The organism is Pseudomonas sp. SM4 (genome assembly GCF_051913165.1).
Taxonomy (GTDB): Bacteria; Pseudomonadota; Gammaproteobacteria; order Pseudomonadales; family Pseudomonadaceae; genus Aquipseudomonas.
Genome location: NZ_JBODOE010000007.1, coordinates 159,601 through 182,980, shown reverse-complemented (window position 1 = coordinate 182,980; position 23,380 = coordinate 159,601). Strand labels below are relative to the sequence as shown.

The 23,380-nt window shown below is 59.7% G+C and carries 23 protein-coding genes; 4 read left to right on the top strand and 19 right to left on the bottom strand.

Annotation, left to right across the window (positions count from 1 at the left end; genetic code table 11):
* Positions 1 to 234, top strand: a 234-nt coding sequence (locus ACQ4MY_RS15235) for a hypothetical protein (RefSeq protein ID WP_440095701.1), incomplete at its 5' end; no start/stop codon positions are given.
* Here ACQ4MY_RS15235 and ACQ4MY_RS15230 read toward each other — a convergent pair.
* The 9 genes from ACQ4MY_RS15230 to minC all read right to left on the bottom strand — a co-directional run bounded on the left by ACQ4MY_RS15230 (position 196) and on the right by minC (position 9,582).
* Positions 196 to 1,521, bottom strand: a complete 1,326-nt coding sequence (locus tag ACQ4MY_RS15230; RefSeq protein WP_440095699.1) for an amidohydrolase — start codon at positions 1,519 to 1,521, stop codon at positions 196 to 198. The genes ACQ4MY_RS15235 and ACQ4MY_RS15230 overlap by 39 nt on opposite strands.
* A 65-nt stretch (positions 1,522 to 1,586) precedes the next feature.
* Entirely contained in the window at positions 1,587 to 3,740 is a 2,154-nt protein-coding gene (locus ACQ4MY_RS15225; protein WP_440095697.1) for a mechanosensitive ion channel family protein, read from the bottom strand.
* Positions 3,741 to 3,815: 75 nt separating this feature from the next.
* The gene (locus tag ACQ4MY_RS15220; RefSeq protein WP_008083838.1) at positions 3,816 to 3,992 is read right to left on the bottom strand and encodes a hypothetical protein; all 177 of its coding nucleotides are present in this window, start codon (positions 3,990 to 3,992) and stop codon (positions 3,816 to 3,818) included.
* A 133-nt stretch (positions 3,993 to 4,125) separates the two neighbouring features.
* A complete protein-coding gene (locus ACQ4MY_RS15215) occupies positions 4,126 to 5,415 on the bottom strand; it encodes a M18 family aminopeptidase (RefSeq protein WP_440095696.1) in 1,290 nt (429 codons plus the stop codon).
* A 239-nt stretch (positions 5,416 to 5,654) separates the two neighbouring features.
* Positions 5,655 to 6,755 (bottom strand): hypothetical protein, encoded by a 1,101-nt coding sequence (locus ACQ4MY_RS15210; RefSeq protein ID WP_440095695.1) that lies wholly within the window; start codon positions 6,753 to 6,755, stop codon positions 5,655 to 5,657.
* 47 nt (positions 6,756 to 6,802) lie between these two features.
* The gene (locus ACQ4MY_RS15205; RefSeq protein ID WP_038367008.1) at positions 6,803 to 7,438 is read right to left on the bottom strand and encodes an RluA family pseudouridine synthase; all 636 of its coding nucleotides are present in this window, start codon (positions 7,436 to 7,438) and stop codon (positions 6,803 to 6,805) included.
* A 170-nt stretch (positions 7,439 to 7,608) separates the two neighbouring features.
* Positions 7,609 to 7,863: a cell division topological specificity factor MinE gene (gene minE, locus ACQ4MY_RS15200; RefSeq protein ID WP_003223146.1), complete on the bottom strand. Its 255-nt coding sequence runs from the start codon at positions 7,861 to 7,863 to the stop codon at positions 7,609 to 7,611.
* Positions 7,863 to 8,675, bottom strand: a complete 813-nt coding sequence (minD, locus tag ACQ4MY_RS15195) for a septum site-determining protein MinD (protein WP_007913953.1) — start codon at positions 8,673 to 8,675, stop codon at positions 7,863 to 7,865. The genes minE and minD overlap by 1 nt, the downstream gene beginning before the upstream one ends.
* A 169-nt stretch (positions 8,676 to 8,844) precedes the next feature.
* Positions 8,845 to 9,582, bottom strand: coding sequence for a septum site-determining protein MinC (gene minC / locus ACQ4MY_RS15190; protein ID WP_045123115.1), 738 nt, complete (start codon positions 9,580 to 9,582; stop codon positions 8,845 to 8,847).
* 117 nt (positions 9,583 to 9,699) lie between these two features.
* On the opposite strand from minC, the gene ACQ4MY_RS15185 reads away from it, so the two are divergent.
* Both ACQ4MY_RS15185 and ACQ4MY_RS15180 read left to right on the top strand, forming a co-directional pair.
* Positions 9,700 to 10,632, top strand: a complete 933-nt coding sequence (locus tag ACQ4MY_RS15185) for a lipid A biosynthesis lauroyl acyltransferase (protein ID WP_008080887.1) — start codon at positions 9,700 to 9,702, stop codon at positions 10,630 to 10,632.
* Between the two features lie 33 nt (positions 10,633 to 10,665).
* Complete coding sequence (locus ACQ4MY_RS15180; RefSeq protein WP_440095693.1) at positions 10,666 to 11,838, top strand: patatin-like phospholipase family protein; 1,173 nt, start codon at positions 10,666 to 10,668, stop codon at positions 11,836 to 11,838.
* Between the two features lie 137 nt (positions 11,839 to 11,975).
* Here ACQ4MY_RS15180 and ACQ4MY_RS15175 read toward each other — a convergent pair whose 3' ends face one another.
* From ACQ4MY_RS15175 to puuE, 8 genes are all read right to left on the bottom strand, one after another.
* Entirely contained in the window at positions 11,976 to 12,761 is a 786-nt protein-coding gene (locus ACQ4MY_RS15175) for an outer membrane protein OmpK (protein ID WP_440095692.1), read from the bottom strand.
* A 373-nt stretch (positions 12,762 to 13,134) separates the two neighbouring features.
* A complete protein-coding gene (locus tag ACQ4MY_RS15170) occupies positions 13,135 to 13,920 on the bottom strand; it encodes an outer membrane protein OmpK (RefSeq protein ID WP_440095691.1) in 786 nt (261 codons plus the stop codon).
* Positions 13,921 to 14,081: 161 nt separating this feature from the next.
* The gene (locus tag ACQ4MY_RS15165) at positions 14,082 to 15,440 is read right to left on the bottom strand and encodes a nucleobase:cation symporter-2 family protein (protein ID WP_440095690.1); all 1,359 of its coding nucleotides are present in this window, start codon (positions 15,438 to 15,440) and stop codon (positions 14,082 to 14,084) included.
* Between the two features lie 169 nt (positions 15,441 to 15,609).
* A complete protein-coding gene (locus ACQ4MY_RS15160; protein ID WP_008080894.1) occupies positions 15,610 to 16,920 on the bottom strand; it encodes a urate hydroxylase PuuD in 1,311 nt (436 codons plus the stop codon).
* A 51-nt stretch (positions 16,921 to 16,971) separates the two neighbouring features.
* On the bottom strand, positions 16,972 to 17,475 hold the full coding sequence (locus tag ACQ4MY_RS15155) for an ureidoglycolate lyase (protein ID WP_045123112.1): 504 nt from the start codon (positions 17,473 to 17,475) through the stop codon (positions 16,972 to 16,974).
* Positions 17,476 to 17,601: 126 nt separating this feature from the next.
* On the bottom strand, positions 17,602 to 18,597 hold the full coding sequence (gene alc / locus ACQ4MY_RS15150) for an allantoicase (protein WP_008080896.1): 996 nt from the start codon (positions 18,595 to 18,597) through the stop codon (positions 17,602 to 17,604).
* Between the two features lie 87 nt (positions 18,598 to 18,684).
* Positions 18,685 to 19,200, bottom strand: coding sequence for a 2-oxo-4-hydroxy-4-carboxy-5-ureidoimidazoline decarboxylase (uraD, locus tag ACQ4MY_RS15145; RefSeq protein WP_093441657.1), 516 nt, complete (start codon positions 19,198 to 19,200; stop codon positions 18,685 to 18,687).
* On the bottom strand, positions 19,197 to 20,123 hold the full coding sequence (puuE, locus tag ACQ4MY_RS15140; RefSeq protein ID WP_034151757.1) for an allantoinase PuuE: 927 nt from the start codon (positions 20,121 to 20,123) through the stop codon (positions 19,197 to 19,199). Before puuE ends, uraD begins: the two co-directional genes overlap by 4 nt.
* 421 nt (positions 20,124 to 20,544) lie before the next feature.
* Here puuE and uraH point away from each other — a divergent pair, with 421 nt between their 5' ends.
* Positions 20,545 to 20,898, top strand: a complete 354-nt coding sequence (gene uraH, locus ACQ4MY_RS15135) for a hydroxyisourate hydrolase (protein WP_008080901.1) — start codon at positions 20,545 to 20,547, stop codon at positions 20,896 to 20,898.
* Positions 20,899 to 21,080: 182 nt separating this feature from the next.
* On the opposite strand, the gene ACQ4MY_RS15130 is transcribed toward uraH, so the two are convergent.
* Positions 21,081 to 21,707, bottom strand: coding sequence for a LysE family translocator (locus ACQ4MY_RS15130; RefSeq protein WP_440095689.1), 627 nt, complete (start codon positions 21,705 to 21,707; stop codon positions 21,081 to 21,083).
* An 89-nt stretch (positions 21,708 to 21,796) separates the two neighbouring features.
* Positions 21,797 to 23,146 carry an NCS2 family permease gene (locus ACQ4MY_RS15125; RefSeq protein WP_440095687.1) on the bottom strand — a complete coding sequence of 450 codons (1,350 nt, stop codon included), beginning with the start codon at positions 23,144 to 23,146 and terminating at the stop codon, positions 21,797 to 21,799.
* Between the last annotated feature and the right edge of the window lie 234 nt (positions 23,147 to 23,380).

Sequence of the window (23,380 nt, the reverse complement as noted above, 5' to 3'; positions counted from 1 at the left end):
CCGGTTGGATTCAATCCCTGTGGGATCTGGCTTGCCAGCGATGGCGGCCTGACAGCCGACCTGTTTCTGGCGGATGAACTCGATTCAAATGTAGGAGCTGCCGAAGGCTGCGATCTTTTGATGTTGATTCCGGCGAACGCTCAAATGCCCAGATCAAAAGATCGCAGCCTCGTTGCTCTCGGCAGCTCCTACAGGTCAGTGGGCGTTGGTGTAGAGGTAGTCTGTTGCCAGTGAGGCCAGGGTGCGAACGCCGACCACCAGCGCCGACTCATCCACAAAGAATCCCGGATTGTGGTTCGGTGCGGCTTTGCTCATGTCTTGGTCGCGTGGCGTCACGCCGAGAAACACAAACAACCCTGGCACTTCCTTGGCATAGAACGAAAAGTCTTCCGCGCCCCCCACCAGCGGCGCATTCACCACGTCGTCCTTGGCTGCCCACTTCAATGTCGGCAGCATTTTTTCTGTGAGGGCTGGGTTGTTGATCGTCGGGTCGTATTTTTCGATGATGGTGACGTCCGCTTTCGCACCACCACTCTCGGCGATTTTTTCGATGGTCTGGCGGACGTCGGCGTGCAGTTTCTGGCGGATGCCGTAGTCGTAGGAGCGGATCGTGCCGCTCATGTCGACCGATTCGGGGATGATGTTGTAGCGGGTGCCGCCGTTGATGGTGCCGATGCTGACCACTGAGGGGTAAGAAGAGATGTCGGTGCGGCGGCTGACCACGGTTTGCAGGCCGACGATGGTTTGCGCGCCGACGGTGATCGGGTCGATGCCGTCCCAGGGGCGGCCGGCGTGGGTTTGTTTGCCGAGGATTTTGATGCGCAGGTCGTCGGAGCTGGCCAGCGTTGGGCCTGGGCGGTAGGCGATCTGGCCGGCGGGGACGCCGGCCCAGACGTGCAGGCCGAATACCGCGTCGGGTTTCGGTGATTTCATCACGCCTTCCTCGACCATCATTTTCGCGCCCCAGGTGTTTTTGCCGTCGGGGATGAAGTCGCTTGGGCCTTCTTCGGCGGGCTGGAAGTAGAACACCACGGTGCCGGGTAATGTGTCGCGCATGCCCGAGAGAATTTTCGCCGTGCTCAGCAGGATCGCGGTGTGGGCGTCATGACCGCAGGCGTGCATGACGTCGACTTCTTTGTCGAGGTAGGTGCCTTTGGCTTTCGAGGCGAAAGGCAGGTCGGAGACTTCTTTGACCGGCAGCGCGTCCATGTCGGCGCGCAGGGCCACGGTCGGGCCGGGCAGGGCACCTTTGAGTACGGCGACCACGCCGGTGCGGGCGACGCCGGTTTTGACGTCCAGGCCCATGGCTTTGAGTTGTTTGGCGACCAGTTCGGCGGTGCGTTTTTCAGTGTTGCCGAGTTCCGGATGAGCGTGGATGTCGCGGCGGGTTTCCAGCAGTTCCGGTTCGAGCTTTTGCGCCTGTTCGGCGATTGTGGTGCGGGTGCTTTCCAGCGTCGCGGCGCCGGCGTGGCTGGCGAACAGTGTGAGTAGAACGGCTTGGGCAATGCGCGTCAGTGGCATCGGGTTCTCCTTGATTGTTGTTGTTCGGGCTTCCCTGCCTGTGACTGCAACCGCGCACGTGAGTGCTATTCCTTCGGCTGGCCGCCACCGGCAGTGATCACTTGCACGCTCATGCGCGGTGTTGCCAGATCGAGTCCGGCCTCGTCGAGATGGCGTTTGAGCGAGAGGTTGAAGGCGCGGGACACTTCCCACTGTTTGATCGGCGCGGTCTTGAACCGGGCGCGCAGAATCGCGCTGCCGGACTCGAAACTTTCGACACCCTGAATTTCCAGCGGCGACCAGATGTTGCGTCGTTGCAGCGGGTCGGTGCGCATCTTCTGGCCGACTTCGCGCATCAGTTTGATCGCGTCGTCGATTTCCATGTTGTACGGCACCGCGACGCGGAAGATTGCGTAGCCGAATTCCCGCGAGTAGTTCTTGATGCTTTTGATTTCGCTGAACGGGATGGTGTGGACGATGCCGTCGATGTCGCGCAGGCGCACGGTGCGAATGGTCAGGCCTTCGACGGTGCCGAGGTGGCCGCCGACGTCGACGTAGTCATCAATTGCCAGCGAGTCTTCGATGATGATGAACAAACCAGTGATCAAGTCCGCGACCAGCGACTGCGCACCGAAACCGATGGCCAGACCGATCACGCCGGCACCGGCCAGCAGTGGCGTGACGTTCATGCCCATGTTCGCCAGCGCGACGATCAGCGCGATGATGAAGATCGCCACGAACAGCACGTTGCGAATCAGCGGCATCATCGTTTGCGCGCGGGCGTTGGCCAGGCCTTTGCGCGAGCGGGTGAGGGCGTGATGCACGGCGGTGTCGGCGAGGATCCAGACCAGCCAGGAGAAAATCAGTGTGCCGATCAGGCTGAACAGTTTGACGCTGACGTCATGCCCTTCACCTTCGGCGAAACCGATCAGCGACTGGCCCCACACGCGCAGGCCGAGCTCGATGAAGACCAGCCACACCACGAGGTGCGCGAGGGTGTAGAAGAAGCTCTTCAGGCGTTCGGAGTAGAGCGCGTGGCGTTTCGGTCCGCGTTGCGGCTTCAGCGAATGGCGGCGGACGAGGCCGTTGATCACCATGCACATCACCAGCAGCACGGTACAGATCAGTGACTGGCGCAAGGCTGTGCTGGTGTCGCCAGCGGAAACGAACGTGGCGAACAGCGAAATACCGACCAGCACCAGCGCCGGCACGTACCAGAAGGTCCCGAGGATTTCGATGGTGTCGCTGAGGGCGCGGCGAGTCAGGCGTCGCGACAACGGTTGGTTGCGGATCAGGTGGGCAATCGGTCGGCGGAAACGCAGGATGAACAGGCCGGTCGACAGTGCCGCCAGCACATTGGCGACGGTTGCGGCGGTGTGGGCCAGATGCACGCCGAGGCTTTCGATCAGGCGCGGATCATTCAGGGCTTCACCGAACGCGGCGAAACTGCCGATAAGCCACAGCGGCCGGAACGCCTGATGACGAAGGATGTACAACGCGCGATGGCGGTGCGGGCCGTCGAGCAGGGAAAAGGCAATCACGCAGATCGCCGAGAAACAGGTGCCGACCACCAGCGCATACGCCAGCACCATCGCCAGGCTTTTGCCCAGTGAAGACGGCAACGCGTAGCTCATGTAAACCGTCATCACCAACGCGATCAGCCACGGCCCGAGCTTGCGCAAAGCGAAGCGCAGCATGTCGAGCGCCCTGGGATGTTGCGGCAGTTCTTCGGTGAGGCCGAAGCGCATGCGCACACGATGCCCGAGCCAGATCAGCGCGGCGGCGAGCAAGCTCCAGACCATCAGGATCATGGCGAAACCGAAGATGATTGGCAGCCATTCGTTGGCCGGCAACATCATGCCGCTGAGTTCGTCCTTGGCCAGGTCGAACTCGTTGCCCCAGCGGTTGAGCGGGCTGTCGGCACCGGTGAATTGTTTTTCAAAGCTGGCGAGGGTGCCGCCGATCAGGCCGAGCACGCCTTCTTCCGGGTTGGCCTGAGCTTTTTTGGTGGCGTCGCGCAGCTTCTTCAGGTCGGTCAGCAACTGCGCGCGTTGCTTGTCGTTCTCCAGCGACTTGATGACTTCGTCGAGGGACTGGCCGAGCGGTTCCTGTGCTTCGGGCTGGGCTTTGTTGGTGTTGAGCAGGCCCGGCAGGCCGACCGCGTGGGCGGGCGCCAGCGGCAGCAGCGTCATCAGGCAGACGAGGAACAGACTGGGCAAAGCAAAAAGACGAGCAAACACTAGGCGGTCAACCTCGCAAGGGGCGGATTCGCTGGAGTGTACGAGGCCCACCCAATCAATGCGAGCCGTCGCCGATTATTCGTTGAGTTTGGCGAGGATCTTGTAGATCACGGTGGCGAGGATCATCAGCATGCCGATCCACATGGCGAAAACGCCAGCGTTCTTGTCACGGAAGTTGAAGCCGACTGCCAGCAGGATCATCCCGGTGAGGATCGGGACGAGCATGGCGTGAAACGAAGACATCGAGATCATGGAGACTGCCTTGTCGAAATGAATGATGTAAGTCTAGTGGCTTTACCCGTGTAGGAGCTGCCGCAGGCTGCGATCTTTTGATCTCGGAAAACAACATCAAAAGATCGCAGCCTGCGGCAGCTCCTACAGAGGGTTACGGGAGTTCCTGGCAGGCGTAGAACGCGCTCAGCACTTTGACCAGGTGCGCCAGGTCGTGGCTCCCGCACAGTTCGCGGATCGAGTGCATGGCGAACGTCGGCAAGCCGATGTCGACGGTGCGCACGCCCAGGTGGCTGGCGGTGATCGGGCCGATGGTCGAGCCACAGCCCATGTCGCTGCGCACCACGAAGCTCTGCACCGGCACTTCTTCGGCCATGCACAGGTGGCGGAAGAAGCCAGCGGTTTCGCTGTTGGTGGCGTAGCGCTGGTTGCTGTTGACCTTGATCACCGGGCCGGCGTTGAGTTTCGGGCCGTGGTTGGCGTCGTGTTTCTCGGCGTAGTTGGGGTGCACGCCGTGGGCGTTGTCGGCCGAGACCAACAGGGATTTCTGAATGGTGCGGACGAATTCGTCACCTTCCTGCAGCAGGCGACGCAGGGTCTGCTCAAGCATTGGGCCATCGGCACCGCAGGCCGAGCAGGAGCCGACTTCTTCGTGATCGTTGCACACCAGCACGCAGGTTTCGTCGGTTTCGGCGGTGAGCAGCGCTTGCAGGCCGGCGTAGCACGACAGCAGGTTGTCGAGGCGCGCGCCGGCAATGAAATCGCCGTTCAGGCCAATGACCGCAGCACTTTGTGTGTCGTAGAAACTCAGCTCGTAATCCAGCACCACGTCGGCATTCAAGCCGTGTTCACGGGCCAGTTGATCGGTGAGCACGGCGCGGAAGTCGACGCGCTCGTCACCGGCGAATTGCGCGAGGATCGGCGGCAGTTCGGTCTGCGCATTGATCGCCCAGCCCTGATTGGCTTCACGGTTGAGGTGAATGGCCAGGTTGGGAATGATCGCGATCGGTGCCTTGAAGTCGATGAGTTGGCTTTCGACCTTGCCGTCGCGGCGGAAGGTCACGCGCCCGGCCAGCGACAGATCGCGGTCGAACCACGGCGCCAGCAGCGCACCGCCATAGACTTCAACGCCCAATTGCCAGAAACCCTGGCGTTGCAGTTCCGGTTGCGGCTTGACCCGCAGGCACGGGCTGTCGGTGTGCGCGCCAACCAGGCGAATGCCGCCGTGCAGTGGCGAGTGGCGACCCATTTTGATCGCGACGATCGAGGAGTCATTGCGGGTGACGTAATAGCGGCCGTTGGCCTCGGTGTTCCACGGCTCGCGCTCGTCGAGGCGCACGAAACCGGCGGCCTCCAGACGCTGAACAAGACTGGCAGTGGCGTGGAACGGGGTAGGGGAGGCCTTGAGGAAGTCGATCAGGCCTTGGTTCAACTCTTCGCGCATAAGAAGCTCCAGACAGCAATGGCCGGGAGTTTAACGCATCGGCCAGAGGGTTTGGACATGACATGCGGTCGTTGTTGGCCAACACAAACCCTGAGGGGGCTGCCTGATGCCTGCTTCGTTTAATACCCGCCAATCCTGTAGGAGCCGAGCTTGCTCGCGAAGGCGTCGGGTCAGCAACATCTTTGCTGAATGACTGAGCGCTTTCGCGAGCAAGCTTTGCTCCTACAAAGGGAGCGGTGTCAGCGGGGGGTGAGTACGCGTTTCTTCAGGTAGTTCATGATGACTTTTTCGTCTTCAGGTTTGTCCGGACGCGGCAGCTGTTTTGGCCAGCGACTCTGGTTCAGCAGTTTCTTCTGCCGGCTTTCGTCCCAGCGCAGAATCTCCCGCGAGGCGCATTCCCACCATTCATGCCGACAAGCGCTGTAGTACGGATCTTCCGGTGCGGCACTGCCGTACAGCAGATCGCGCGCGACCTTGCGCATGGCGCCGCTCTGGTTGCGCAGTTTCCATTTGATTTTCAGGCGCTGCCAGGCCGAAGGGAACGGCTTGACCCGTGGCACATCGCGGCACAAATCAACCAGGCGCTGGCTGAACGTTTCGCCATGCTGAGAGAAGAAGTACGTCTGCATCGCGTGGAAGAAGCGCTTCTCGGCGAAGTAGTGATAAACGTGCTTGCGCGCTTCCACCACCTCACGCCCGCGCATGGCGTACGACAGGGCGATCTGCTCGATGGTGTGAATCTCGAAACCGCCCGCCGTCCATTCATCAATCAGCCGGATCGACTCTTCAAACAGTGCTGAGTCGCTTTCGGTGATGCCGCACAGGCCGCTGTTGTAGAGCTTGAAGCCGTTGTCCGGCGTCACGCCGTGAGCACGCAGGTCGCGACCGAGTTTCAGGTAATCGCGGCGTTCGTGGACGTCTTGCCAGTCGTACTCGAAGCGATCCATCACCGAGCGGTTCGCCTCGATCAATTCAAAGAGGCGCTGCGGGTGGCTGGTGAACAGCGTGTCGGTGTCGACGAACAGTGTTTTCTCCGCCAGCTGCATGCCGGCCGCGATGGCGCAGGCCTTGCGCCGATGGTGGTAGCCGTGCACGCCTTGCCAGCGCGTCAGGGTCGCTTCGTCGAGCAACACGGTATCGACCGGCCAGCCGGCGTAGTCTTGCGGGCGGTCGGTCAGAATCCTGATCGCCGGGAGCTTGCCGTCCTTGGCCTGGGACAGCACCGTGAGGATGCTGAACTTGGCTTCGCGGCGGTAGACGTCCTGGTTGCCGTAGATCAGATACAGCAACTGGTGACGCACTTTCTTGAGGGGTGTCGCCAGGGAATCGATACAACTCATCCGAAACAAAATCCTTTCCAACAACAGGACGGCCGGTCAGGCCATCCTTAGAACGGGGCCGGGCATTCGAAACGCAAACGCTCGCCGGACTGCGGGTGGGTGAAGCTCAACATGCTCGCGTGCAGGCACAGGCGCGGCCAGGCGGCGAGGGCTTGCTCGTGGGCGTAGAGCCCGTCGCCGAGCAGCGGGTGGCCGATCGACAACATGTGCACGCGCAACTGGTGTGAACGGCCGGTGATCGGCGTCAGTTCGACGCGGCACCAATCGCCACAACGTTCCAACACCCGCCAGAAGGTCAGCGCGTGTTTGCCGAATTCGTGATCAACCACGTGGCGCGGCTTGGTCGGTGGGTCGTAGCGCAGGGGCAGGTCAATGCTGCCGCTGTCCAGTTCCGGTTGTCCCCAAGCCAGGGCAGTGTAGGCCTTCTCTGTTTCACGGTCGTGAAACTGGCGTGACAGTTCGCGGTGAGTGTCGGCGTCACGCGCGAGCAGAATGATGCCGGAGGTTTCCCAGTCCAGGCGATGGACGATGCGCGCTTCCGGGTAGCCGTTTTCCTGCAGGCGGGTGATCAGGCAATCCTTGTTGTCGTCGGCGCGACCGGGCACCGAGAGCAGCAACGTCGGTTTGTTCACCACCAGTACGGCGGCGTCCTGATGGATGATGTGGATGTTGGACAGCGGCATTAAAACAGCCTCGTAACAAATGCCAACGGCGGCTCGGGACTGCTGATAACCCTGTAGGAGCTGCCGAAGGCTGCGATCTTTTGACGTTGAAAGATCAAAAGATCGCAGCCTTCGGCAGCTCCTACACGAGCATCAACAGCCCGAGCCGCCGTAGCGACTGCCGGATCGACTCAGCGATCGGGCAGGGTGATGTTGAGTTCCAGAATCGAGCAACTGCCCTGGCTTTCCAGTGCAACATGTACGTCGTCGTTGCCGATGTTGACGTACTTGCGGATCACGTCGACCAGTTCCTTCTGCAAGGCTGGCAAGTAATCCGGCGTGCTGCGCTGGCCGCGCTCATGCGCCACGATGATCTGTAGACGCTCTTTCGCTACCGAGGCGGTACTTGGCTTTTTGTTGGCACGAAAGAAGTCAAAAAGGTTCATTACCTACCTCCAAACAGGCGCTCGAAGAATCCCTTCTTCTCGACATCGAGGAAACGGTGGGCTTTTTCTTTGCCCAGCAAACGGTCGACGGTATCGCTGTAAGCCTGACCGGCATCGCTCTGGTCGTCGAGAATCACCGGTACGCCCTGGTTGGATGCCTTGAGCACCGCCTGGGATTCCGGGATCACGCCGAGCAGGGTTACCGAGAGGATTTCCTTGACGTCTTCAACGCCAAGCATTTCGCCCTTTTCCACACGCTCTGGGTGGTAGCGGGTGATCAGCAGGTGTTCCTTGATCGGGTCTTCGCCACGTTCGGCGCGACGCGATTTGCTCGCCAGCAGGCCGAGCATGCGGTCCGAATCTCGTACCGAGGACACTTCCGGGTTGGTCACGACGATCGCTTCATCAGCGAAGTACATGGCCAGGTGCGCGCCTTTCTCGATGCCCGCCGGGGAGTCGCAGACGACGAACTCGAATTGTTCCTTGAGCTCCATCAGGACTTTTTCCACGCCTTCGACAGTCAGCGCGTCTTTGTCGCGGGTCTGACTGGCGGCCAGTACGTAGAGGTTTTCCAGGCGCTTGTCTTTGATCAGCGCTTGTTGCAGGTTGGCTTCGCCGTTGACCACGTTGACGAAGTCATACACCACGCGGCGCTCGCAACCCATGATCAGGTCAAGGTTACGCAAGCCCACGTCGAAGTCGACGATCACTGTTTTGTGGCCGCGCAGAGCGAGGCCGGTACCGATAGCGGCGCTGGTGGTGGTCTTACCCACACCACCCTTGCCGGATGTAACCACGAGAATCTTGGCCAAGGTGTTTCACCCCTAAGGAAGAAGGACTTTTTAGCCCCTGAAAAACATCTCTTGAAAACTACTGCAGTCGGACAGCCTTGGCTGGAATTCGGCTTTTGGCCTTTTTCCTACTTCGTTTGAGCCGTTTTCGCTACGTTTTAGAGATGCTTGGAAAATGCGGCAGTATCCGTTAAAGCCGAATGATGTTCAACACGTCGCCCGACAGGCTGACCTGTACGCCCGAGCCCCACATTGGGTCGCGGCGCAAATCTTCGGAGACCTTGTAATGACCGGCGATGGAGATCAGTTCAGCGCTCAATTGCTGACAGAAAATCCGTGCCTTGGTATCACCCTTCACGCCGGCCAGCGCCCGACCGCGCATCGGGCCGTATACATGGATGTTGCCATCGGCAAGAAGTTCCGCCCCCGGACTGACCGAGGACACCACGACCAAATCGCCACCCTGCGCATATATCTGTTGGCCACCACGTACTGGCGTGGTGATGACGCGGGTCTGTTTGACGGTCGGCTCAGGCGGTTTTTCCGGCTTCTTTTTGACTTCGGCCTCGGCCATTTCCAGCGGCCGCTCACGGGCACCGGACGGCGGCAGCACCGGGATGTCGATGGCGATGGCGGCGGCGATGTCTTCGATGCGGCTGGCGCGAATCGCCAGGGTGCGCAGGCCATGTTGACGGCACACGCGCATCAGGCCTGGCAGATCGACGGCGCCTTCGCTCGGCGGCAGCTTGTCCAGCGCCAGAACCAGCGGCGCGTTGCTGAAGAAATTCGGCGCCTGCGCGACTTTGGCGGCCAATTGCCGATCGAGGCTGTCGAGGTCGTTACGGGCCAGTTCCAGCACAGTAATGGCCAGCATGCTGCCCTTGAGCTGGAATACGGGATCTTGGTCTAACGGTTCGGTTTGGCTCATGTCGGCATACAACGGCTTGTCACTAAAAGTGCCGAGACTTATAACGAGAACGCCCGCAGGCCGCAAGCCGGGTCGAACGATGTAGAATGCGCGGCCACTGTATTTACGGAAGCTTTAATGGATCGCCCGCGTTTTCGAAAAGCATTTCTTGCTCCGCGCTTCTGGCCGCTCTGGTGCGGCCTGGGGCTTTTGTGGCTGATCGTGCAGCTGCCTTATCCGGCCTTGCTGACCATCGGTCGAGTTTTGGGTGCGTTGATGTATCGCTTCGCCGGCGACCGACGGCGCATCGCCAAGCGCAATCTGGAATTGTGCTTCCCGGAAAAATCCGCCGCCGAGCGCAAACGCCTGCTCAAGGAAAATTTCGCCTCCACCGGCATCGCCTTTTTCGAAATGGCGATGAGCTGGTGGTGGTCGCGTGAGCGTCTGGCCAAACTGGCCCACGTCGAAGGTCTGGAGCATTTGCAAAAAGCCCAGCGCGAAGGCAAAGGCGTGATTCTGATGGCGGTGCATTTCACCACCCTGGAAATCGGCGCAGCGTTGCTCGGTCAGCAGCACACCATCGACGGCATGTACCGCGAGCACAAAAATCCGTTGTTCGACTTCATCCAGCGTCAGGGCCGTGAGCGGCACAACCTCGATTCGCTGGCGGTGGAGCGCGACGACGTGCGCGGCATGCTCAAGCTGCTGCGTTCGGGCCGGGCGATCTGGTACGCGCCGGATCAGGACTACGGCGCCAAGCAGAGCATCTTCGTGCCGCTGTTCGGCATTCAGGCCGCAACCGTGACCGCGACCACCAAGTTTGCTCGCCTGGGTAAGGCGCTGGTGGTGCCGTTCACGCAGGAGCGTCTGGCCGATGGCAGTGGTTATCGTCTGGTCGTGCATGCGCCGCTGGAAGACTTCCCGGGCGAAACCGAAGAAGCCGACTGCATCCGTATCAACCAATGGGTTGAAGGCGTGTTGCGCGATTGCCCGGAGCAATACTTGTGGGCGCATCGTCGCTTCAAGAGTCGGCCACCGGGCGAGCCGAAGTTGTACGCCAAACGCCGCTGAAAAAATAACTGACAAGCACCATGGAGCGTTGCGATGAGCCCAGCTGAACCGGTCACAGGTTTGATTCTTTCCGGCGGCGGGGCTCGGGCGGCGTATCAGGTGGGGGTGCTGGCGGCGATTGCCGAACTGTTGCCATTGGGCGCGGACAATCCGTTTCCGGTGATCGTCGGCACCTCGGCCGGGGCGATCAACGCGGTCAGCCTCGCCAGCGGCGCCACCGATTTTCGTGCCGCCATCGAACGCCTCACCTTATTCTGGCAAGGCTTTCGCAGCCATCGCGTGCTGCGCAGTGACTGGCCCGGCGTCATCCGTCAGGCCAGCCGCTTCGTCAGTCACAGCTTGCTCGGCCTCGGTCGGCATCTGCCGGTGGCGCTGCTCAACAGTTCGCCGCTGCGCGAGCTGCTCAATGAAAAACTGCACATGCCCGGCATTGCCGAATCCATCGCGCGCAAGCAATTGCACGCGGTGGCGGTGACCGCGTTCGGCTACGAATCGGGGCAGGCGGTGACGTTCTACCAGGGCGGCGGCAAGATTGATTCGTGGCTGCGGCATCGGCGCATTGGGGTGCCGACGCAATTGTCGGTCGACCATCTATTGGCCAGCTCGGCGATTCCGCTGTTGTTCGCGCCAGTGAAGATCGGTGATGAGTATTTCGGTGACGGCGCGGTGCGGCAATCGGCACCGATCAGTCCGGCGTTGCACCTGGGCGCCAGTCGCGTGCTGGTGGTCGGCGTCAGCGGCAACCCGCGCGGCGTTGATCCGCAGCAGCCGCTGGAGCGCACTTACACGGGGCAACAGCCGACACTCGCGCAGATCGGCGGGCACATGCTCAACAGCACGTTCATTGACAGTCTGGAGAGCGACATCGAGTTGCTGCAGCGTCTCAACCAGTTCAGCCATCTGATGCCCGCCGGCACGCCGACGCGCGAGTTGGGCGTGGCGCCGGTGGAGGTGTTGGTGATTTCGCCAAGCCAGCCGATCGATGAGATCGCGGCGCGGCATCGTCAGGAATTGCCGGCGGCGTTGCGCTTGTTTTTGCGTGGGCCGGGGGCGACCAAGACGAGTGGGGCGGGGGTGCTGAGTTATCTGCTGTTCGAGGCGGGGTATTGCAGCGAGTTGATTGATCTGGGGCGGCGCGATGCGTTGGCCAAGCGCGAGGAGTTGTGCCGGTTTTTGGGGATAAGCGAGGCGGTGACTCGCGCCTGAGATTTGTGGTGCGACAATCGCTGGCAAGCCAGCTCCCACAGGTTTCTGGGTGAACGCAACAATTGTGTGCGACACAAAACCCTGTGGGAGCTGGCTTGCCAGCGATGGCGTCTTTGCAGACGCCACTTACAGCAGCATCAGAAGTGGAACTTCACCAGGAAGCTTGTGGTGCTCTGATTGGTCTTGAACGCACCGGTGTCGTCGATGCCGTACTTGTCTTTCCAGTAGTCGTATTCAACACCGACATACAACTGCTTCTCGCCAAAGCTCAGCGCTTTGCCCAAGTCATATTTGACTTGTGGGTTGAAGTGCAGGTTGGCGTGGTAATCGCCCTTGGAGTTGGAGTCGTTGTCAGTCACCCAGTCCATGTAGCCGTCGATCAGGATGTCCGACTTGCCGACCGGGATGGTGTAGGACCAGACCGGGGTGATCTGCCAGACGTTGTCACCGGCACGCGAGCCTTCGGTGTGACGCTGATAGAAGTTCAACTGGAAGTAGTCGAAGCCCGGAATGGCCAGGTCGAAACCCGGACCGATCAGGTAAGACTCGGTGTCACCCTCACCGAACTCGTAGGTCATCGCCAACAGGACGTCTTTGATCGGGCCGAACTCGATCTTCTGGTCGAGCACCTTGCCCAGCGAGATGCGCGGGCTGAACTCACCGTAGTAGGTGTTCGGACCGTTGCTGAAGTCCTTGCCACCGTTGTAGAAGATCTTGTCGAAGAAGAAAAAGTTGTCGCCGTACGTCCACGCATTGGCGTGTTCGAAGGTGACGGTCTGCTGGATGCGCGGGTTGACCTGGAAGTCCTTGCCATACAGATAGGTCAGGCTGTTGTTCTGCCACTGCAGCAGGCCATCGGCCATGGCCTGGCCGCCGGCCAACATCGATCCCGCGAGCATCAGGCTGGTGCACATACGTTTCATTCGGTTGCTCCCAAAGTAGGTGTTCCACGTTTATTTTTTTAAGATCGGCGCTCTGGTGTGGCGCCTTTTTTCGTTGCTGCAAAAGTCATCCGATTGGTCAGCTTTCATGCTGTTAGCAAGAGCTGGGCCAAGGCTTTTCGAAAAGCAAAAAAACGCCCGTCGGCTGCTGAAAAACAGTCGATTGAGCGTGTTTTCGGGATGCCTCGGTACTGGCCGGGGCCGGGATAAGTTGGCCCGTCGGTCAGGAATTAAATCCGGGCTTTTTTTTAGACCGAATTCAAGAGGCCGCGGAGAATACTGACTCCTCGGCCAGCTCTCAAGTGCCCCGCAACAGAGCACCGACGACAGGTATGGAGCACGGTTGCGGGCCATCTTAAAAGTGCACCTTCACCAGCAGGCTGGCGGTGTTCTGATTGGTGTCGAAATTGTGTGTGTTTTCGACGCCGTATTTGTTCTTCCAGTAGCTGTATTCGGTGCCGACGTACAGCTGCTTCTGACTCCAGCCGAGGGCTTTGCCGAGGTCATATTTGATCTGCGGATTGATGTGCAGGTTGGCGTGATAGGTGCCGCGCGAGTTCTCGTCGTTGTCGACCACCCAGTCCAGGTATCCGTCGATCAGCACATCGGAATTGCCCAGGGGAAAGCTGTAGGACCAGCCCGGCGTGATCTGCCAGACACCGTCGCCGGGGCGCGGGCCTTCGGTCTGGCGGCGGAAGATATTCAGGGTCACGTAGTTGAAACCGGGCACTTTGAGGTCGAAGCCGGGGCCGATCAGATAGGCCTCGCTGTCGCCCTCGCCGTACTCGTAAGTCATGGCGAGCAGCACGTCTTTGATCGGGCCGAATTCAAGCTTCTGGTCGAAGATCTTGCCGAAGGAAAAGCGTGGGGTGAATTCACCGTAGAAGGCGTGGGGGCCTTTGTTCGCATCTTCTTTGCCGTTGTAGAAGATTTTGTCGACGAACAGGAAGTTGTCGCCGTACTTCCATTTATCGGCGTGCTCGAACGTGACCGTCTGCTGGATCGACGGGTTGATCGCGAAATTCTTGCCATACAGGTAGCTGAGGCTGTTGGTCTGCCACAGCAGTAAATCGCCGGCCATGGCTTGACTCGCGGCCAGCAGGCCGCCACTCAACAACACGTTGGTTTGCGTGCGAATCATCTGTTGCTCCCTCTTGTTTTTATTGTTTGAGGCGCAGAGCTGTTTGCCCTTGTAGGAGAGAGCCTGCTCGCGATAGCGGTATGACATTCAACACATCAGTTGACTGAAAAAACGCTATCGCGAGCAGGCTCACTCCTACAGGGGGGACATCGGTGTTGCTGTTAGTGCTGGTGTGCGTGGCAGTCGTTGATCGCCGCGCGCTCTTTGCCGCCGAGAATGTTGAACAGCAGGTTCAGCGTCAGCGCGCTGAGGGTTGCCATGGCGATGCCACTGTGGGTAATCGGGCTCATCCACAGCGGCAGGTGCGCGAAGAACTCAGGGCGCACCACCGGGATCAGGCCCATGCCGATGCTCACCGCGACCAGCAACTGGTTGCGGCGGTCACCGATGTCGGCTTCTTGCAGAATCTTGATGCCGGTGGCCGCGACCATGCCGAACATCGCAATCGCGGCGCCGCCGAGTACTGCCGGTGGAATCGATGCCACCAGGAACGCGGCTTTCGGCAGCAGGCTCAGGACGATCAGCAAGCCACCGGCAACGATGGTCACCGAACGGCAGCGCACGCCGGTCATCTGCACCAGGCCGATGTTTTGCGCGAACGAGGAGTGGGTGAAGGTGTTGAAGAAACCGGCGACAAACGAGGCGCCGGCATCACACAGCAAGCCGCGACGCAGCATGCGCGGGCAGACTTCCTGGCCGGTGATCTTGCCCAGCGCGAGGAACATCCCGGTGGACTCGACGAAGATGATCACCACCACCAGGCACATCGACAGGATCGGCGCGAGTTCGAATTTCGGCATGCCGAAATGCAGCGGGGTGACGAACTGAATCCATGGCGCATTGGCCATGCCGCTGAGGTCGACCATACCGATCACGCCGCACAGGATGTAGCCGAAGCACATGCCGATCAGTACGGAAATGTTCACCCAGAAACCGCGCATGAAGCGGTGCACCAGCAGGATAGTGCCCAACACCAGTGCGGCGATGGCCAGATAAATCGGTGAGCCGAATTGCGCGGCGCCAGCACCGCCGCCGGCCCAATTCACGGCCACGGGGAACAGCGACAAACCGATCGAGGTGATGACCGTGCCGGTCACCAGAGGCGGGAAGAAGCGTACGACCTTGGACATGAACGGCGCGATGATCATGCCGAAGAAACCGGCGGCGATCGTTGCGCCGAAGATGCCTTGCAGGCCGATACCGGGCATGCCGGCCATGGCGACCATGCTGCCGACAGCGGCAAAACTGGCGCCCATCATCACCGGCATGCGAATGCCCATCGGGCCGATGCCCATGGACTGGACGATGGTGGCGACACCGGCGACCAGCAGGTCGGCGTTGATCAGGAAGGCAATTTCTTCACGACTCAGGCCAGCGGCCTGTCCAATGATCAGCGGCACCGCGATGGCACCACCGTACATCAGCAGAACATGTTGCAAACCGACCAGGATCAGTTGCAAAAGGGGCAATCGCTGAATGGCGGGTGCGTCGGGGATGCGCGCTTTGGACAGCTCGGACATGCAACACCTCGGATCTTTTTATTCTTGTGATTAACAGCTGCCGGGTTGCTCACAGCTGTTTCTTTGCATCAGGTAAAAACCGCGTTGCGGCCAATCGCTGGCAAGCCAGCTCCCACACAGGCAGTGCAAAACCCTGTGGGAGCTGGCTTGCCAGCGATGCTTTTACTGCTTAGTTGGTCTGTGCTCCCTGGGCGATCCATGCACCGATCAGGTCACGTTCCTGCTGGGTCATCTGAGTGATGTTGCCCAGTGGCATGATCTGCGTGGTGATGGCTTGCGCCTGGATGCGCGCCGCGTTCTGGCGGATCTGCTCAGGAGTGTCAAACATCACACCCGCTGGCGCTGCGCTGAACAACGGGCTGGTTGGTTTGGCCGAATGGCAAACCGCGCAACGTTCCTGGATCACTGTGTGCACTTTGTCGAAACCCGGGCCAGCATTCGACGCCTGCGCCGGTGCTGCTGCAGGTTCGGCAGGGGCTGCCGGTGCCGCTTCAGCCGGTTTCAAGCCGCCACCCAGTGCCGTTTCCGGCAGCGGTTGGTACTCGATTTTTGCTGGAGCCTTGGCCACTTCCGGCGCGGTCGACATCGGTGCAGGACCGGTGACGTAGGCCAGGGTGATCATGCCCACCGCTGCAACCGGCAGCGTCCAGGCAAACTTGTGGCTGTCGTGACGGGTGTTGAAGTAGTGACGCACCAACACGGCCAACACCGCGATCCCGGCCAGGATCAACCAGTTGTACTGGCTGCCATAGGTGCTCGGGAAGTGATTGCTGATCATGATGAACAGCACCGGCAGGGTGAAGTAGTTGTTGTGACGTGAGCGCAGCAGGCCTTTGGCCGGCAGTGCCGGATCCGGCGTGCGGTTCTCGGCAATCGCCGCCACCAGTGCCCGTTGCGCCGGCATGATGATGCGGAACACGTTGCCGACCATGATGGTGCCGATGATCGCGCCGACGTGCAGGTACGCACCACGACCGCTGAACACTTTGCTGAAGCCATACGCCGCGCCGATGATCAGCACGAACAGAATGAAGCCGAGCAGAGCAGGGCGTTTGCCCAAGGCCGAGTCGCACAGGAAGGAGTAGATGAACCAGCCGAGGAACAGCGAGCCGATACCGATGGCCACGCCTTCAGGGCCGCTCAGTGTGCTGCCCGGAGCCAGCAGGTAGAGCGTAGGGTTGGAGTAGAACACCACGCACAGCAGCGCGATACCCGACATCCAGGTGAAGTAGGCTTCCCATTTGAACCAGTGCAGGTTCTCCGGCATTGCCGGTGGGGCCAGTTTGTATTTTTCCAGGTGATAGATACCGCCACCGTGGATCGCCCACAGGTCACCGGCCAGACCGGTTTTCGGGTTGACGCGGTTGAGGTTGTTCTCCAGCCAGACGAAGTAGAACGACGCGCCGATCCAGGCCACGCCAGTAATCATGTGAACCCAGCGCACGCTCAGGTTCAGCCATTCCAACAGATGTGCTTCCACAGTCTTTACCTCTCGCCTGTCACTCTTGTTGTCGAGTGATCAGACCTTCTCTTATTGGTGGGGGGCGAGGATCAAACGCTCATCCTCTTTGAAAAAATGCTCATCGCAGTTATTGCCTGTGCCACTGCGATCAACCACCAGGAAGTCATCCCGCTTTTCGATCGTCAGCACCGGATGGTGCCAAACGCCGCGATGGTAATTAATGCCCTGCCTGCCGTTGGTGACGAAGGCGCGGACCAAGCCTGATACAGGTTCATCGCCAATTGGCGCGACCACGATCAGAAAGGGGTTGCCGAGCAGCGGTATGAAAGCCTGGCTGCCCAGCGGATGGCGTTCCAGCATGCAAACGGTCAGCGGCATGTCCTGCGCGTCGGCGCGGAAGATGCTTATGATCGCGTTGTCCTCAGGCTGAGCGGTTTCGACCGTCGCCAGTTTATGGAAGCGCATGGTCGAACCGTTGTTGATCATGAAGTGATCGCTGCCGTCGGTTTCGATGACGTCACCGAAAGGGGCGAAGGCTTCTTTGCTCAGCGGTTCAATCTGTAGTGTGCGCATGCTGTTCTTCTTATCCGAATTCTGTGTTGTTAGAACTATCGCCATCGCGGGCAAGCCCGCTCCCACAGTGGACTGTGGCGTTCACAAAACCTGTGGGAGCTGGCTTGCCAGCGATTGGGTTCAAACCTATTTAGCGACCTTGCCGAGAACGCGCAGGCGGCTTACACCACCGTCCGGGAACACGTTCAGGCGGATGTGGGTGATCGGGCCCAGTGCTTTGATCTGCTCGACGAAGGTGTGCTCGGCGTGCATTTCCAGCTTCTGGCTTGGCAGCAGATCGCGCCAGAACAGCGACTGGGTTTCGATCTGGCTGTCAGTACCACCTTTCACGAACGCGCCCTGGATCGAGCAAGTGTCCGGGTAGTTGCCTTTGAAGTGCAGGGTGTCGACGACGATCTTCTCGATCTCGCCCGGGTGACCCAGCGCGACGATGACCCAGTCATTGCCCGGCGTACGACGACGTGCAGTTTCCCAGCCGTCGCCCATGTTGATGCCGCGCCCCGGGTTGAGGATGTTGCTCATGCGGCCGAAGTGTTCGTCGGAGCAGGCGAGGGCGCGGCCACCGTTGAGGGCTGCTGCCAGATCGACTTGCTCGTTATCGCCAACCGCCGACCAGTCGCGATGCGGCACACCGTACACGCGCAGACGGGCAACACCGCCGTCCGGGTAGATGTTGAAGCGCAGGTGGCTGAACGCTTGGTCGTTGCTGATTTCGTGGTAGTGGTGGCTGTTGCCCTGCAGCTCGACGGCCGACAGCACTTCAGTCCACTGGGTGTTTTCGTCAGGCTCGCCCGAGGCCAGGAAGCACGCTTCCAGAGAGGCCGATGGCGGGAAGTTGCCGGTGAAGAATGAAGTGTCGATGTCCACGCCTTTGATCGAGCCCGGTACGCCCAGACGGATCACTGCGCTGTCGAAGCCTTCGAAGCGCTTGCGGCGCGATTCCCAGCCGTCCATCCACTTGCCGTTGTCATCGAACACGCCCTCCTTCCATACGGCCGGGGTCGGTTGGAACAGACGATTGGCGTCTGCGAACCAGTCATCGGTGACCGAGATGATTTTGGTGCCCAGACGGGCATCGGCCAGGTTGACGAATTTTTCGAAAGGTACGGCGTAAGCTTTCATTCTTCTTGTCTGCCTTTAAATAAGTGGCTGGGGATGCTTGCGAGGCCCTGGGCATTCTCCGCGTCTGACATGCTCGGGCCAGGCTTGCTAAAGAGTCAGTAAACGGAACAGGGCAATCTTGTTGATCTCCGCCAGCGCGCACTTGAACTCGGTGTCTTGCGAGTTGTGAATGCGCGTTTCGAACGCCGCGAGGATCTGATGCCGGTTGCTGCCTTTTACCGCCATGATGAAGGGAAACTTGAACTTGGCTTTGTAGGCGTCGTTCAGCTCGGTGAAGCGCTGGAACTCTTCGGCCGTGCATTGGTGAATACCGGCGCCAGCTTGTTCATTGGTGCTGGCTTCGGTCAGTTGGCCCTGGACGGCAGCTTTGCCGGCCAGGTCCGGGTGAGCGTTGATCAGTGCCAGTTGACTGGCGTGATCGGCGCTCAACAGGATGTCGCTCATGCGCTGGTGCAGGGTTTCGATCTCGTCGATCGAAGCGTCCACGCCCAGGTCGTAGGCCTTCTCGGCCACCCATGGCGAATGTTCGTAGATGTCGGCGAAAGCGTTGACGAAAGCGTCGCGGCTCAGGGTCGACGGTTGCAGGGTTTGAAAGCGGCTCATTTGGCGGCCCCTTGGTACGGCTGGGTTTCGTGCCAGTGACGCGCGATGTCGACGCGACGGCTGAACCACACCTGTTCATGACTTTTGGCGTATTCGATAAAGCGTTTGAGCGAGGCGATGCGACCCGGACGGCCGATCAAGCGGCAGTGCAGACCGATCGAGAGCATTTTCGGTGCTTCAGCGCCTTCGGCGTAGAGCACGTCGAACGCGTCTTTGAGGTATTCGAAGAAGTCGTCACCCTTGTTGAAACCCTGCACTTGCGTGAAGCGCATGTCGTTGGTGTCGAGGGTGTACGGGATCACCAGATGCGGCTTGCCGGTCGGGTTGTTCGGTTCCCAGTAGGGCAGGTCATCGTCGTAGGTGTCGCAGTCGTAGAGGAAACCACCTTCTTCCATGACCAGGCGACGGGTGTTCGGGCCAGTGCGGCCGGTGTACCAGCCCAGTGGGCGCTCGCCGGTGATTTCGGTGAGGATGCGGATCGCTTCGAGCATGTGCTCGCGTTCCTGCGCTTCGTCCATGTACTGATAGTCGATCCAGCGATAGCCGTGGCTGCAGATTTCGTGGCCGGCATCGACCATCGCACGGATCACGTCCGGGTGGCGCTGGGCGGCCATGGCGACGGCGAAGATGGTCAGCGGAATGTCGAATTCCTTGAACAGTTTCAGGATCCGCCAGACGCCGGCACGGCTGCCATACTCGTAAAGCGATTCCATGCTCATGTTGCGCGCGCCTTGCAGCGGCTGAGCAGCAACCATTTCAGACAGGAAGGCTTCGGATTCTTTGTCGCCGTGCAGAATGTTGCGCTCGCCGCCTTCTTCGTAATTGAGTACGAAGGACAGGGCGATGCGGGCATTGCCCGGCCAGTGTGGGTGAGGAGGGTTACTGCCGTAACCGATCAGGTCGCGTGGGTAGTCAGCGCTCACTGCAGTCTTCCTTCTTATTCGTTGACAGATGTGTGTGGCGGCCTGGCAGGCTGGCGTCACAGCGATGGGCTGATTGTATACAACTTTAATCGCAATTTGTAAGCCTGAATTTTCGCATTTTTCACCGACTGTCATCTTTTGCTGTTAATGGCTTGAGCCTGCAAGAAACCTGCCTGACCAGTCAGCTAATGGATAGGAGGTTCAATGAATAGGCGTATGGCTGGCCAATCGGCGGGAAAGCCCCGAATGGCGGGGGTGGTGTGAAAAATGTCGTTTTTATTGTGTACAATTTTTTTGAAAAGTGTCTTAATCAGTCGCTCGCCGCAGCTTTTCGTGCTCCGAATCGGTGCGGTCTCCTTTTCAACTGACTTCGGGAGGCGCGAAGTCTGACTGCTTCCACGCAGGCAGGCGCGCAGAATCAATGGGACGTTTGACAACACACGTTTTGGACGCTGCACACGGTTGCCCGGGCAGTTCGATCAAGGTCGAGCTGTACCGCGTTGAAGGTTCGCAACTGGAATTGGTCGCCAGTGCCGTAACCAACAGCGATGGCCGGGTCGATGCACCGCTGCTGCAAGGCGATGATTATCGTACCGGCGTTTATCAGGTTCAGTTTCACGCGGGCGATTACTACCGCGCCCGCGGTGTTCAGTTGCCGGAACCGGCATTCCTGGACGTGGTTGTACTGCGCTTCGGCATCTCTGCCGAACAGGATCACTACCATGTTCCGTTGCTGATTTCGCCGTACAGCTATTCCACGTACCGGGGCAGCTGACCCCAAGCAGCTGCCCCCACCGGGAAGCGACTGCGCATATAGCTTCTTTGGTCTTTCGCCCGCCCACACTGCGGGCTTTTTTTTGCCTGTCTTAAAGTCAAATGATCGCAGCCTGCGGCAGCTCCTACAGATTGAAGTGCAATCCCATGTAGGAGCTGCCGCAGGCTGCGATCTTTTGCTCTTTAACGGCTCAACAGGGATGCAGCGCCAGCACCACTGAACAATCCGGCACTGATTCGGTTGAACCAACTCTGACCTTTACCGCCGCGCAAATACCGCGCCGCGCCATGCGCACCCAGCCCATAAGCCAGTTTGCAGCACAGATCGAGCACCACCCACGTCGCAATCATGATCAGCAACTGCGGCAAAAACGGCTGCTGCGCGCTCAGAAACTGCGGCAGAAATGCGGCGAAAAACAGAATGTCCTTCGGATTGCTCGCGCCCAGCACAAACGCACGCCCGAACAAGGTGCGAAAGCGCGGAGTCGGTGCCGCCTGAGGCACTTCTGCACCCACTGACGGCTGACGCGATTGCTGCCAGCTCTGCCAGGCGAGGTAGAACAAATACAGCGCACCGACGATTTTCAGCGCACTGAACAACTGCTCCGACGCCAACAGCAGGGCGCCGAGCCCCAAAGCCGACGCACTGAGCAAACAGATCGAGGCAATCACGCCACCCAAAAATGCCGGGTAAGAACGGCGCAGACCGTAATTCAGACTGTTGCTGATCATCAGCAATGACAGCGGCCCCGGAATCAGGATCACCACCAACGCAGCGCCGCTGAACAGCAGCCAGGTTTCCAGACTCATCACTTTCCTCCTTTTTTGTTGTATTGAAAAATGCACAAAAGCCCCACCCGTGAGGGTGAGGCCGTTTTGAAGCCTGAACCGCGTAGCGCTTACAGGAAGATGAACTTGGCGATGAAGATCGCGCAGAGCACCCACAGGCTCACGGAAATTTCCTTGTACTTGCCGGTACCGGCCTTCAGCGCCACGTAGGTGATGAAGCCCAGTGCGATACCGTCGGCGACCGAAAAGGTTAGCGGCATCATGATGGCGGTGACGATAGCCGGGATCGCATCAGTGGCTTCGTCCCACTCGATGTGGGCCATGCCGCCCATCATCAGCATCGCTACATAGATCAGTGCACCGGCGGTGGCGTAAGCGGGAATCATGCCGGCCAGCGGTGCGAAAAACATTGCCGCTATAAATAGCACACCTACGGTGACTGCGGTAAGACCAGTCCGACCACCAGCGGCCACGCCGGCAGCACTTTCTACGTAGCTTGTTACTGGAGGAACACCGACCACGGCGCCGAAAACACTGGAGGCACTGTCGGCTTTCATCGCGCGGGAGAGGTTTTCGATACGGCCGTCAGCGTTGACCAGATTGGCGCGTTGGGCGACGCCCATCAGGGTGCCGGCGGTGTCGAACATGTGTACGAAGAGGAAGGCCAACACCACGCTGATCATGCTGACGTTGAATACGCCAGCGACGTTCATCGCCATGAAGGTCGGCGCCAGACTTGGCGGCGTCGACATGATCCCTTCGTAATGCACGATGCCCAGGCCCCAACCGGCCAGGGTCACGGTGATGATGCTGATGAGGATTGCGCCGAAGATTTTGTGGTAGCTGAGGATCGCAATCATCAGGAAGCAGATGGCGGCGAGCAGCGGGCCGGGCTCACGCAGGGAGCCGAGCTTGATCAGCGTCGCCGGACTGTCGACGACGATGCCAGCGGTTTTCAGGCCGATCAGACCGAGGAACAGACCGACACCGGCACCCATCGCAAAGCGCAGGCTGACCGGAATACTGTTGAGCAGCCACTCACGAATCCGCGAGAAGGTCAGGATCATGAACAACACGCCGGAAACAAACACCGCACCGAGCGCGGTTTCCCAGTTGTAGCCCATGGTGCCGACCACGGTATAAGTGAAAAATGCGTTGAGGCCCATGCCCGGCGCCAGGCCGACTGGCCAGTTGGCGTACAGGCCCATCAACAGGCAGCCCAGCGCAGCGGCGATACAGGTGGCGACGAACGCCGCACCGTGGTCAATCCCGGCATCGGCCATGATGTTCGGGTTGACGAAGATGATGTAAGCCATGGTGATGAAGGTTGTCAGACCGGCAATCAGCTCGGTCTTCACCGTGGTGCCATGCAAGCTGAGTTTAAACAAGCGCTCCAGCAGGCCAGTGCGTAATGGCGGCGAGAGATCCAGCGTCGATGCTTCGGATTTGCGGCTTTCCACAGCGAGTACTCCTCAAGAGTTTTATTGTTATTTCCAGGGCCGGACCCATGAGGGGTGGCAGCGGCCCTTTGAGGCACTTGCGAATTTGTTGACCATGCGGTCAGGAACTCGCACGCTGTGGATTATGCTTTTGTGTACAAATAAAGCAAATATTGTTTTTGGTTTTGTTTACGAAAGTTCCGTCGTTAGTGATATATCGCCCTTGAGGACCCCATCGCTGGCAAGCCAGCTCCC

Coding starts and splice junctions, on each gene's coding strand:
- ACQ4MY_RS15205 (WP_038367008.1), bottom strand. CDS start 7,438: ATGCCGCTGTCCAACATCCACATCATCCATCAGGACGCCGCCGTACTG.
- ACQ4MY_RS15165 (WP_440095690.1), bottom strand. CDS start 15,440: ATGTCCGAGCTGTCCAAAGCGCGCATCCCCGACGCACCCGCCATTCAG.
- ACQ4MY_RS15155 (WP_045123112.1), bottom strand. CDS start 17,475: ATGCGCACACTACAGATTGAACCGCTGAGCAAAGAAGCCTTCGCCCCT.
- uraD (WP_093441657.1), bottom strand. CDS start 19,200: ATGAGCCGCTTTCAAACCCTGCAACCGTCGACCCTGAGCCGCGACGCT.
- minE (WP_003223146.1), bottom strand. CDS start 7,863: ATGAACCTTTTTGACTTCTTTCGTGCCAACAAAAAGCCAAGTACCGCC.
- ACQ4MY_RS15130 (WP_440095689.1), bottom strand. CDS start 21,707: ATGAGTCTGGAAACCTGGCTGCTGTTCAGCGGCGCTGCGTTGGTGGTG.
- uraH (WP_008080901.1), top strand. CDS start 20,545: ATGGGACGTTTGACAACACACGTTTTGGACGCTGCACACGGTTGCCCG.
- ACQ4MY_RS15230 (WP_440095699.1), bottom strand. CDS start 1,521: ATGCCACTGACGCGCATTGCCCAAGCCGTTCTACTCACACTGTTCGCC.
- minC (WP_045123115.1), bottom strand. CDS start 9,582: ATGAGCCAAACCGAACCGTTAGACCAAGATCCCGTATTCCAGCTCAAG.
- ACQ4MY_RS15210 (WP_440095695.1), bottom strand. CDS start 6,755: ATGAGTTGTATCGATTCCCTGGCGACACCCCTCAAGAAAGTGCGTCAC.
- ACQ4MY_RS15175 (WP_440095692.1), bottom strand. CDS start 12,761: ATGAAACGTATGTGCACCAGCCTGATGCTCGCGGGATCGATGTTGGCC.
- alc (WP_008080896.1), bottom strand. CDS start 18,597: ATGAAAGCTTACGCCGTACCTTTCGAAAAATTCGTCAACCTGGCCGAT.
- ACQ4MY_RS15185 (WP_008080887.1), top strand. CDS start 9,700: ATGGATCGCCCGCGTTTTCGAAAAGCATTTCTTGCTCCGCGCTTCTGG.
- ACQ4MY_RS15220 (WP_008083838.1), bottom strand. CDS start 3,992: ATGATCTCGATGTCTTCGTTTCACGCCATGCTCGTCCCGATCCTCACC.
- ACQ4MY_RS15180 (WP_440095693.1), top strand. CDS start 10,666: ATGAGCCCAGCTGAACCGGTCACAGGTTTGATTCTTTCCGGCGGCGGG.
- ACQ4MY_RS15170 (WP_440095691.1), bottom strand. CDS start 13,920: ATGATTCGCACGCAAACCAACGTGTTGTTGAGTGGCGGCCTGCTGGCC.
- ACQ4MY_RS15215 (WP_440095696.1), bottom strand. CDS start 5,415: ATGCGCGAAGAGTTGAACCAAGGCCTGATCGACTTCCTCAAGGCCTCC.